The sequence below is a fragment of the Dolosigranulum pigrum ATCC 51524 genome, assembly GCF_000245815.1.
In the GTDB taxonomy this organism is placed as follows: Bacteria; Bacillota; Bacilli; order Lactobacillales; family Carnobacteriaceae_A; genus Dolosigranulum; species Dolosigranulum pigrum.
Genome location: NZ_JH601103.1, coordinates 1,420,726 through 1,432,986, shown reverse-complemented (window position 1 = coordinate 1,432,986; position 12,261 = coordinate 1,420,726). Strand labels below are relative to the sequence as shown.

General features: G+C 37.3%; 9 protein-coding genes and 1 other annotated feature. Of the genes, 8 read left to right on the top strand and 1 reads right to left on the bottom strand.

Annotation, left to right across the window (positions count from 1 at the left end; translation table 11 throughout):
• Positions 1-4 precede the first annotated feature (4 nt).
• On the bottom strand, positions 5-745 hold the full coding sequence (locus HMPREF9703_RS06520) for a cyclase family protein (protein WP_004636537.1): 741 nt from the start codon (positions 743-745) through the stop codon (positions 5-7).
• Between the two features lie 68 nt (positions 746-813).
• Positions 814-1,061, bottom strand: a binding site (T-box leader).
• A 146-nt stretch (positions 1,062-1,207) separates the two neighbouring features.
• On the opposite strand from HMPREF9703_RS06520, the gene HMPREF9703_RS06515 reads away from it, so the two are divergent.
• From HMPREF9703_RS06515 to csn2, 8 genes are all read left to right on the top strand, one after another.
• On the top strand, positions 1,208-1,891 hold the full coding sequence (locus HMPREF9703_RS06515) for a response regulator transcription factor (protein ID WP_004636536.1): 684 nt from the start codon (positions 1,208-1,210) through the stop codon (positions 1,889-1,891).
• Between the two features lie 34 nt (positions 1,892-1,925).
• Positions 1,926-2,909 carry a sensor histidine kinase gene (locus HMPREF9703_RS06510; RefSeq protein WP_004636535.1) on the top strand — a complete coding sequence of 328 codons (984 nt, stop codon included), beginning with the start codon at positions 1,926-1,928 and terminating at the stop codon, positions 2,907-2,909.
• An 83-nt stretch (positions 2,910-2,992) separates the two neighbouring features.
• Positions 2,993-3,736 (top strand): ABC transporter ATP-binding protein, encoded by a 744-nt coding sequence (locus tag HMPREF9703_RS06505; protein ID WP_256998282.1) that lies wholly within the window; start codon positions 2,993-2,995, stop codon positions 3,734-3,736.
• 1 nt (position 3,737) lies between these two features.
• Positions 3,738-5,633: an ABC transporter permease gene (locus tag HMPREF9703_RS06500; protein WP_004636533.1), complete on the top strand. Its 1,896-nt coding sequence runs from the start codon at positions 3,738-3,740 to the stop codon at positions 5,631-5,633.
• Positions 5,634-6,161: 528 nt separating this feature from the next.
• Positions 6,162-10,160: a type II CRISPR RNA-guided endonuclease Cas9 gene (gene cas9 / locus HMPREF9703_RS06495; protein WP_004636532.1), complete on the top strand. Its 3,999-nt coding sequence runs from the start codon at positions 6,162-6,164 to the stop codon at positions 10,158-10,160.
• Entirely contained in the window at positions 10,160-11,029 is an 870-nt protein-coding gene (cas1, locus tag HMPREF9703_RS06490; protein ID WP_004636531.1) for a type II CRISPR-associated endonuclease Cas1, read from the top strand. The genes cas9 and cas1 overlap by 1 nt, the downstream gene beginning before the upstream one ends.
• A complete protein-coding gene (cas2, locus tag HMPREF9703_RS06485; protein WP_040376839.1) occupies positions 11,026-11,373 on the top strand; it encodes a CRISPR-associated endonuclease Cas2 in 348 nt (115 codons plus the stop codon). Before cas1 ends, cas2 begins: the two co-directional genes overlap by 4 nt.
• Positions 11,354-12,031, top strand: coding sequence for a type II-A CRISPR-associated protein Csn2 (gene csn2, locus HMPREF9703_RS06480; protein ID WP_004636529.1), 678 nt, complete (start codon positions 11,354-11,356; stop codon positions 12,029-12,031). The genes cas2 and csn2 overlap by 20 nt, the downstream gene beginning before the upstream one ends.
• Positions 12,032-12,261 lie beyond the last annotated feature (230 nt).

The window sequence follows — 12,261 nt, the reverse complement described above, 5'->3', positions numbered from 1 at the left end:
ATAATTAATTGGGTAAGATAGCAAAGACTTCGGTGTTAAAGCCACCTAATCCTTCAATTCGCGGAGCGGCAATATGAATAAGTGCTCCTGTAGCCGGCAGATCAGCCAGTCCTTTAATGACTTCAACTTGATATTTATCTTGCTCTAGCCAATACAGTTCGGCTGGCAGAGCTTGATGCTTCGCGATAGCAGTGCCTGAATCTGTATTGAGTGTCTCGTGACCAATTGCTATCACATTGCGTTCTTCGTGCAAAAACTGCAACGCTTCAACTGACCATCCCGGTGTATGCTCCACCCCATCTTCATCCCGATTGTAGAAAGCTTCCGGCGAGTCAAAGCGATCTGACCATCCTGTAGCGAAGGCAACAAAACTGTCTGGTTGAATTTGTCCGTGCTCCGCTTCGAATGCCTTAATATCTTGGATCGTGAGTTCATAATCGGGATTCTCCTCAGCAGCCGCTACTTTATGAATCACATAAAGTGGCAATGTCCGTTCTTTCAGGGTCAATTCTGTCAGTTCACGCCGACCTTTTGCGAAGTGATTCGGTGCATCGATATGAGTGCCGTATTGTGTCCCGATTGTTACCTGTTGTCCTAAGAAACCATCTGTGTCAATGGTCGCAATCGTCTCGACTACGATTGGATTGAAAGCCGAAAAACGGGGAATATCGGTATGAACTGGATGAGTTAAATCTATCCAATTGTGTGACTTTAATTGTTCTAGTAACTTGTATAAAGTTGTCATTATGATCTCTCCTTTGAATTTAAATATAAAAAAATACCCGTTCCTTTGCCGACTAAATGTGTAGTCAACAAAGGGACGAGTATTGATCGTGGTACCACCCTTATTCGCCTAAGTTTTTCAACTTAGCGCCTCATCAGCACATACTCCTTCGCGGAAATATAAGCCTGGCAATATAACGGTCGCACCCGTCGAGCCAGCGTGAACCAACTCGAATCCTCAGAGCTCATCTTCATTCGCTTAACCATTTTCCCTTCGCACCAAAACGGGAATCTCTGTAAATAGCGCCACAAACTACTCTTCTCTTGAAAAGAATTATTAATATTTAACAACAGTTTACAGATAACAAGGATAGATGTCAAGAGATTTTTTCATTTTTATTTAAAAATTGTAGAAAAGTTCAGTATTGAGGGGGGAGATGTATGATAGAATGTAGTAGAATTAGCAATATAAAGAGGTGATTGGATGGCGAAATTAGTAGCTATTGTGGAAGATGATGTGACGTTGGCAAGCAGTATGAGACAAGGACTTCAGAAGTATGGTTATGATGTATGGGTGGCGGAAGAATTCCAGCAGATTGCCCAAGATATTGTTGCGGTAGATCCAGATTTAGTCTTGTTAGATATTAATTTGCCGAACTTTGATGGGTATCATTGGTGTCGAGAGATTCGGAAACAATCGCGTGTGCCCATTATAATCGTATCGTCCAGAGATTCGAAGATGGATCAAATTTTAGGCATTGAGTTTGGGGCAGATGATTATATTTTGAAGCCGTTTGATATGGAGATTTTGTTAAGTAAAATTCAAGGACTCATGCGACGTGTCTATGGTGAGTTGGCGATGAAGGATTTGGAGTTGGAAGTCAATCAGGTTATGTTGAACAAAGAGGCACTGCAATTACATTATGGTGAACTGATAGCTGACTTGACGGTGGTAGAGTGTCGGGTATTTCAGACATTGATGGAACGTTTTCCGGAGGCAGCCAGACGAGAAGAATTGATGATAGCTGTCTGGGACGATGACACGCTGATTGAAGAAAATACGCTCAATGTCAATATGAAACGATGCCGTGACGTACTGAAAACTTGTCAGCTCCCGCTACAAATAAAAACAATCCGTTCTTATGGTTACCGCTTGGAATGTTTGTAGAGGCGTCCGACTGAACTTAGTGAAGGAGTTCGTTATGTTAAGGATATTTTTGAAGCAACATCGGAGTTATATTATCGTTTATGTTCTAAATTTTATACTTATCTCTTATTTAGTGTTTGTGACAGGAGCTGCTATTGATGATCGTTTAATTAGTTATGCGGGCTTATTGTCATTTGTTTTATTAGTATTATTTTTAGTTTGGCGATTTTGGCAGATGCGTCCACTATATGAGGAGTTATCAAAATCGGTCATGCAATTGGAAGATATGAAGGTAAATTTACCGAAGAAGGATGCTGTTACGGCTCAATTTGTTCAGTATATGGATCAACAATATAAAGTAGGACGGGAAGCGTTGCTGGAGGCGGAAGCAAACAATGAGCAATGGCGATTATTAATTATTAATTGGGTGCATCATATGCGCTCGCCAATTAATGGGTTGCGGTTGGCACTGGAAAATAAAAGAGAAGGAGCGTATTATGAGTTGCTATTGGAGTGCGACCAGTTGGATCAACAGTTAGATACAATATTGAACTTAGCTCGGGTATCATCGATTGCGTCCGATCTGGTGATTGAGGAATTAGACTTGAATGATGTACTCAAGACAGCCATCAATAACCATAAGCGGCAATTTATTTATAAACAAATTACGCCTGCCTTCAAGTCGATTACTGATGCGTATGTTTATAGTGACCGGAAGTGGCTAACCTTCATCATTGAACAACTTTTGCGCAATGCCTTGAAATTTTCTCGTATGAATTCAGTGATGACGTGTACAGTTACGCGGACGGATGGAGCTATTTCACTTATTATTACGGATCAAGGAGTTGGAATTCCAGCCAGTGATTTGCCTCGTGTATTTGAACTATATTTTACTGGATATAATGGCCGTCACAATAAGTCGTCAACCGGTATTGGGCTTTATTTAGTTAAGCAAGTGGCGACAGAGTTGAATATAAAAGTGTGCATTGAGTCAGAGGAGCAAGTTGGGACACAGATTACGTTAACCTTTCCTCAGTAAAGTGACAAAAATGTCACATTCAGTCACAGATATCGATAGTTAGCCGCCGAATAATCGGATAAACTAAAGGAAAGGAGTGGATAATGATGAGTATTCTTCAATTAGAAAATGTATCTGTGATTTATGGTGATAATCTTCAAACAAAAGGGTTGAACAATTTATCGTTGGAGACCAAAGTAGGAGAGTTTGTGGCGATTATGGGACCGTCCGGCAGCGGAAAATCAACGCTTCTCAATACGGTGGCTGGTATTTTACCTGCTACTTCCGGACGAATCCAGGTAGCCGGTCGAGCGATCGATGGGTTAAGCGATGAAGAAGCAGCTCAATTCAGACGAGAAGAGCTTGGATTTGTTTTTCAAGAATTTAACTTGGTGGAGACGCTCAATGTGAAGGAAAATATTGTGTTACCGTTAATGTTTCAGCATCAGTCAGTGGATGTGATGGAAGAGCGTGTGACGAAATTGGCGGAAGGGTTAGGGATTTCGACTATTTTGGATAAACGGGTCACAGAGATTTCAGGCGGTCAACGGCAACGAGTAGCGATTGCGCGAGCAGTTATTCATCAGCCAGCGCTATTGCTTGCCGATGAGCCAACAGGGAATTTGGATTCGAAAAATAGTAAAGAAGTAATGAGCGTATTTAAGGAATTGAATGAGCAGTTGAACTTGTCGATTTTTTTAGTTACTCATGATGCAATGACGGCAACGTATAGTGACCGCATCATTTTTATTAAGGATGGCCGTCTGTATAATGAAATCTATCGTGGGGATGATGAGCTGGGCTACAAACAAAGTATTATTAATGTGTTAGAAATGATGGGTGAGTAAGATGACACTAGGAAAATTTGCCTTCAAAAATATTAAAGAGCGCCTCGAACAATATATGGGTTATTGGCTTAGTTGTGTGACAACGGTATTTATTTTTTTTATTTTCTCGATGAATCAGTATCATCCTGAATTAAATCAAGGACCGGGCGCGATTGCAACTATTATGCAAGGAGCGCAACTGATCGTTCTAATTTTTGCTATTTTCTTCTTGAGTCTATCGATTAATGCATTTTTGACGGATCGTAAGAAGGATTTTGGGGTCTTATTAATGATGGGGATGAGCAAGCGATCATTGCGCCAACTCATTCTTTTCGAAAATATGCTGCTGGGTTTGACGGCTTTAGGCGTTGGAATAGGATTAGGCTTAATTTTTGGCCATTTGTTAATTTTGATGATGGGCTATATTATTCGAGTGTCAGAGATCACATACCATTTCCCAGCCATGTCGATTATCATAACTGTTAGCCTATTTAGTCTGATCTTTTTGCTCCTGGCAGTGGTGCAAGGCAGACGGATAACGAAACAGTCGATTTATGACTTAATGCGAGTGGATACGAACGAATATGAGCAAGTCATTTATTCAAAACTACTCGCGTATTTAGGGGTTATCTCATTAGTGAGCGGTTATTTGATTGCTAATATATCATTGATTAACCGATTATTTGGTGGGCAGATAGCATGGATTCAGCGGATGGTGCATTTTACCGAATTGCATTTAGTTATTGGTGGCTTAGTGACGATTGGGATGTTTTTATTGTTTAGCCAATTTTTTAAATACTTTATGGATGTTTTGCGTCGGAACAAGCCGTTTTACTTTAGTGGACTGAATGCGCTATGGATAGCTGAGTTGAAATATCGTCTGTCCAGTAATGCGGTGACCATGTTTGTAGCGGCTTTATTACTGTCGAGTGCTTTTGTGACGACGATTGGGACGATTTCACTAATTGCAACGACTGAAGATGAAGTATCGGAAGAAATGCCATATGACCTAATGTATTATAGCGATTATCCGAATAATAAGCTGGAGGCAGAATTGACTACCGTGCGACAAGAACATGACCGACAAAATCTTCCGTATACAGAACGGCTTATTCGACTGTATTATGATGAAGCCAGTGAGGTTCGCTTTATCAGCCAAACTGATTATAATGATGCGGTATCGACTAACGAACAGATTCAGTTATCGATTGGGGAAGTAGCCTTAATTGAAGGGGGTGAGGAGGAGCTGAATGAACAGCTAAGAATTGCTGGAGAGACATTGACGGTAACCGACACAGCTCATCAATTATTTGATTCCTATCGTTATAACAAGTTATTTGTGCTAAATGATGCTTCACCGCTGCTAACAGAGCAGTTCTTAGAAGGTCAAGCCTATTTATTTCATTATGAGGCGGGGTATGATCAGACTGCAGCCCGACAAATATCTGCCTCCTTACGTGATAAATTAGGACCGACCTTACCAGATGGGGGCACTTATTTACTTGCTAGCAAGATTGAACGCATCGATATCGAGATATACTCCTATCAACTACTCACTTATGTCGGCAGCTTGCTCAGCTTTATATTTATGGTTGCATCCGGTAGCCTCATTTACTTCCGCTTGCTGAAAAATATTAGCCGCTCAAAACAAATTTATACGAACTTATTCAAATTAGGTTTGGATAAAAAAGCGCTATGGACCATCCAGTTGAAGCAATTTAGACGCTTATTTTTTGCCCCAGTTGTGATGGCATTTATTAACTGTTTCTTCGCCATCAACATGTTACAAGAATTACTCCATACATCAATTTGGACGCTAGTACTCATAATTGGAGTTGCCTTATTAATCTTCCAGTTTACCTTTTACTACTTTGCGAAAGAAAAACTAAAAGAGAAAATCATGCTCCAAATAGGTTGAAATAGCATAATGGAAAAGAGAGCTTATGAATGGTGTGAGCTCTAAAAGTTGGAGTTTTGAATAGTAACGATTAAGCACGTGATTGAGTGACTTGTTTTCGGTAATTGACCGGGGATAAGTCGCTCAATTTTACTTTTATCTGATCGTTATTGTAGCAATGTGGGACAATATGTAATTTAAACGAATATGAATATGTTTTGGACCTAAATGACCCCCAAAAATTAGAATAATTTACTCTAACTTTTGGGGGTCAGCAAAATATTTATTTTGGAAAATGCATAATATGTAAATGTTGGAAAAAACATTAGAATGAAACCGGTAACTGTGGTAAAATAAAAAAAGAAGTATTGGAGTTTCAACATTTAGACAATAAAAAAAAGCGCCGAGACAGCGCCACTCGCTAAGCGAGATGATAAAGGACAAAGCCTTATTTTAACTTGCATGTGTTGTTTTGAATGACTCCACATACATATAATACCATACTACTTAAGATAAATACAAGTAAAAATTGAAAAAAGGGGTAAAATTATGCAGAAAAATTACACAATTGGCTTGGATATCGGAACAAACTCTGTCGGTTGGGCCGTTATGAAAGATGATTATACTTTGATTCGTAAGCGAATGAAAGTTCTAGGCAACACGGATATAAAGAAGATAAAGAAAAATTTCTGGGGTGTTAGATTATTTGACGAAGGAGAGACTGCCAAAGAAACACGACTTAAACGTGGAACAAGACGTCGCTATCAACGTCGACGTAATCGCTTAATTTACCTACAGGATATTTTTCAACAACCTATGCTAGCTATAGACGAAAACTTCTTTCACCGGTTAGATGATAGCTTTTTTGTACCGGATGATAAGTCGTACGATCGCCACCCTATTTTTGGATCATTAGAGGAAGAAGTGGCCTACCATAATACGTACCCAACAATTTATCATTTGCGAAAGCATTTAGCAGATAATCCAGAAAAAGCTGATCTTCGGCTAGTCTATACTGCGCTTGCGCATATTGTAAAATATCGAGGCCACTTCTTAATTGAAGGTGAGTTAAATACTGAAAACACATCAATTAGTGAAACTTTTGAGCAATTTTTAGACACATATAGTGATATATTTAAGGAGCAACTCGTAGGGGATATAAGTAAAGTTGAAGAAATTTTAAGCTCTAAACAATCACGTAGTCGGAAGCATGAACAGATAATGGCATTATTCCCGAATGAAAATAAACTGGGCAATTTTGGGAGATTTATGATGTTAATTGTCGGTAACACCTCTAACTTTAAGCCTGTGTTTGATCTAGATGATGAATATAAATTGAAACTGTCTGATGAAACTTATGAAGAAGACTTAGATACGCTGCTCGGGATGACTGACGATGTATTCTTAGATGTATTCATGGCTGCTAAGAATGTATATGATGCTGTAGAAATGTCGGCTATTATCTCAACTGATACAGGCAACTCAAAAGCTGTACTGTCTAACCAAATGATTAACTTCTATGATGAGCATAAAGTAGATCTAGCCCAATTAAAACAATTCTTTAAAACCCACTTGCCGGATAAATATTATGAATGCTTCAGCGATCCATCGAAAAATGGCTATGCTGGTTATATCGATGGAAAGACGAATCAAGAGGATTTTTATAAATATATCGAAAAAGTGATGAAAACCATTAAATCTGACAAAAAGGATTACTTTCTAGATAAAATAGATCGTGAAGTTTTCTTACGTAAGCAACGCTCTTTCTATAATAGTGTTATTCCACATCAAATTCACTTACAAGAAATGCAAGCTATATTGGATCGTCAATCTCAATATTATCCTTTCTTAGCTGAAAATCGTGATAAAATTGAATCATTAGTCACATTCCGTATTCCTTATTATGTGGGGCCACTGACCGTCTCTGATCAGAGTGAGTTCGCATGGATGGAACGGCAATCTGACGAGCCTATTCGACCGTGGAACTTCGATGAAATTGTTAATAAAGAGCGTTCAGCTGAAAAATTTATTGAACGTATGACCAATATGGATACGTATTTATTAGAAGAGAAAGTATTGCCAAAACGAAGTCTCTTATACCAAACATTCGAAGTTTATAATGAATTAACTAAAGTTCGGTACACGAATGAACAAGGTAAGACTGAGAAATTAAACAGACAACAAAAAGCTGAAATCATTGAGACCTTATTTAAGCAAAAAAATCGCGTGCGAGAAAAAGATATTGCTAATTACTTAGAACAATATGGTTATGTGGATGGTACAGACATTAAAGGTGTAGAAGATAAATTTAATGCGAGTCTATCAACCTATAATGATTTAGCTAAAATTGATGGGGCGAAAGCTTATCTTGATGATCCAGAATATGCAGATGTGTGGGAAGATATCATTAAAATATTAACAATTTTTGAAGATAAAGCTATGCGTAAAAAGCAACTTCAAACTTATAGTGATACGCTATCGCCTGAGATTTTAAAGAAATTAGAACGCAAACATTATACTGGTTGGGGTCGTTTCTCTAAGAAATTGATTAACGGCTTGCGTGATGAAGGAAGCAATAAGACGATTCTTGATTATTTAAAATCTGATGAAGGATCGTCAGGACCTACTAATCGTAATTTTATGCAATTGATTAGAGATAATACGCTATCCTTCAAGAAAAAAATTGAAGATGCACAAACTATTGAAGACACAACTCATATCTATGATACTGTTGCAGAATTGCCGGGGAGCCCGGCAATTAAAAAAGGAATTCGCCAGGCCTTGAAGATTGTGGAAGAAATTATTGATATTATTGGCTATGAACCTGAAAATATAGTTGTCGAAATGGCACGTGAAAGTCAGACAACCAAAAAAGGAAAAGACTTGTCTAAAGAACGATTGGAAAAATTGACAGAAGCGATAAAAGAGTTCGATGGCCCATCAGATGTCAAAGTGAAAGATTTAAAAAATGAAAACTTACGTAATGACCGTTTATATCTCTATTACTTACAAAATGGTCGCGATATGTATACGAATGAGCCATTAGATATAAATAACCTTTCAAAATACGATATTGATCATATTATCCCACAAAGTTTTACGACAGATAATTCAATAGATAATAAAGTACTCGTCTCAAGAACTAAAAATCAAGGGAACAAATCAGATGATGTACCAAGTATTAATATAGTTCATAAAATGAAGCCTTTTTGGCGCCAGTTGCATAAAGCAGGACTTATCTCGGATCGAAAATTTAAAAACTTAACTAAAGCAGAACACGGTGGCTTGACTGAAGCAGATAGAGCACATTTCTTGAATAGACAATTAGTTGAAACACGGCAAATCACAAAACATGTCGCTAACTTGTTAGATAGTCAATATAACACGGCAGAGGAACAACGAATTAATATCGTGTTACTCAAGTCAAGTATGACATCGCGCTTCAGAAAAGAATTTAAATTATACAAAGTTCGTGAGATTAATGATTATCACCACGGCCATGATGCATACTTGAACGCAGTGGTTGCGACAACTATTATGAAAGTTTATCCAAACTTGAAGCCACAATTCGTCTACGGACAATACAAGAAGACGTCTATGTTTAAGGAAGAGAAAGCAACGGCGCGTAAACATTTCTACAGTAATATTACGAAATTCTTCAAGAAAGAAAAAGTAGTGAATGAGGAAACTGGGGAAATCTTGTGGGATACAGAAAGACATCTATCTACAATTAAACGCGTGTTGTCTTGGAAACAAATGAATATTGTTAAAAAAGTTGAAAAACAAAAAGGGCAATTGTGGAAAGAAACGATCTATCCAAAAGGAGATTCTAGTAAATTAATTCCAGTTAAAGAAGGAATGGATCCTCAAAAATATGGTGGCTTATCACAAGTATCCGAAGCTTTTGCGGTAGTAATAACACATGAAAAAGGGAAAAAGAAACAATTAAAGAGTGACCTAATCAGTATCCCTATCGTTGACCAAAAAGCGTATGAACAACATCCAACAGCTTATTTAGAAGAAGCGGGGTATAATAATCCAACTGTCTTACATGAACTCTTTAAGTATCAATTATTTGAATTGGAAGACGGTTCTAGACGAATGATTGCTAGTGCTAAGGAATTCCAAAAAGGGAATCAGATGGTTCTTCCATTAGAATTAGTGGAATTACTGTATCATGCCAATCGATATGATAAGGTGAAATTTCCAGATTCAATAGAATATGTTCATGACAACTTAGCAAAATTTGATGATCTACTAGAATATGTCATTGATTTCTCTAATAAATATATCAATGCAGATAAAAATGTTCAAAAAATCCAAAAGATATATAAAGAACATGGAACAGAAGATGTTGAACTCACAGTGGAATCATTTGTAAACTTAATGACATTTACCGCTATGGGTGCACCAGCAACCTTTAAATTTTATGGGGAATCGATCACACGTTCACGCTACACATCAATCACAGAATTCCGTGGGTCTACTCTAATCTTCCAATCTATAACCGGTCTGTACGAGACGAGATACAAACTGGAGGATAACTAATGGGATGGCGTACGATTGTTGTTAATCAACATTCAAAACTGAATTATAAAAATAATCATCTGGTGTATAAAACTTCAACGCAAACGGAGATGATTCACTTATCAGAAGTGGATATTTTAATTGCAGAGACAACCGATATCAACATTACCACCATGCTACTCAAGCGGCTGGTGGATTATCGGGTCTTAGTTATATTTTGTGATGACCACCGTTTACCTGCTAGTATGCTTCAACCTTTTTATGGTAGCCATGATAGTAGCTTACAGTTAAAACAGCAAATAGACTGGTCCATCGACAAAAAAGAGTATACATGGACCAAAATTATTGAGCAAAAAATAATGAATCAAGCTGAATTCTTAGCTTCAATTGACTACAAAAAACAAAGCGAGAAAATATTGAAGTTAGTGGATAGTCTTGAGGTGCTGGACCCAACTAATCGCGAAGGTCATGCAGCTCGCATGTATTTTAACACCTTATACGGCAATGATTTTTCGCGGAAACATACTGATAATGATATTAACGCAGCCCTGAATTATGGCTATACATTGATTCTAAGTATTTTTGCTCGAGAGATTGTCAAGACCGGTTGCTTAACACAATTTGGCTTGAAGCATGCAAATCAGTTCAATCAATTTAATTTAGCAAGTGACATCATGGAACCATTTCGCGTACTGATTGATCGAATTGTCTATCAGAATCGGAATCGGTCTTTTGATGGCATGAAGCGACAATTGTTTAATCTATTTCATGATACGTATCCATATGGCAGTCAAAATATGTATCTGACTAATATTGCTAGTGATTATACGAAAAAAATTATAAAGGTACTAAACGGGGAAATAACCGATGTTCCTGAGTTTAGACTATGAGTTATCGTTTTATGAGGATGTTAGTGATGTTCGATATGCCAACAGAGACTGCCAATGATCGAAAGGCTTATCGACAATTCCGAAAGTTCTTAATCAATGAAGGATTTATTATGCATCAATTTTCAGTGTATACAAAAATTTTGTTAAATAACACAGCTAAAAATGCAATGGTAAAGCGCTTAGAAGCTAACACACCTAAAAATGGTCATATTACCGCACTTACCGTAACTGAAAAACAATTTTCCCGAATGATATATTTGAGTGGAACTCAAGATAAACGGGTTGCACAATCAGATCAACGCTTGATATTTCTAGGAGATGATTATGCCGATGAAATTAAATAGTCATTTATTAGAAGCACCCATTGAAATTAACGGATGTACCCAATTTGTTGTTGAAGATGTAGCTGCATATGCCGCAACTGTTTTGGCTTGCCATCGTTATGGGGAAGAAAGTGATTTAAAACTTTTTAATAATGATTGTAAGGCATTAAAATCATCCGAAGTTGTTACAATTACTGATATTTTTAATTACAACATTAATACAAGTGCGATTCTTAAGCAAATTCATAGTGAGATTGAGGATCAACTAAATGAAAAACCAGCTGTAAAAACTGAAATTGAACAATTGACTAATCAAATTACTGAACTGATTAATGCAGAGGTACTGAATCATGAATTGGATTTAGAACTTGATGAAATTACAATCCAGGAAGTACTTATCGCTTTAGGAGTGAAGATAGAAGTTGATACAGATACACTATTTGAAAAGGTGTTGGAAATTTTTCAAGTCTTTAAATATTTGCGAAATAAAAAGTTACTAATACTTGTAAATGCAGCTTCATATTTTACAACCGAGGAGCTTAATGAAATGGCACAGTTTGTCTCATTGTTACAGATGAATGTGCTGATGATCGAACCAAAACCGACTGATGCCAATATTACACAATATATCCTGGATTCGGACTTCTTTTTAACCGTCAAACATGGTAAAATGAAGTAGATGATAAACTAGAAAAATAGGAGTCGTTCAAAGCTGAAGTTTTGCATGGACGAATGGCGCGATTACGAAATTTTGTGCAAATTTCTTTTAAAAACCATGATTTTTTAGAAAAGAAATACTGTGCGAGGTTTTAGAGCTGTGTTGTTTTGAATGACTCCAAAACTCGCTATTTACAAAAGGCGAGTCAGCATGTGTTTTAGAGCTGTGTTGTTTTGAATGACTCCAAAACA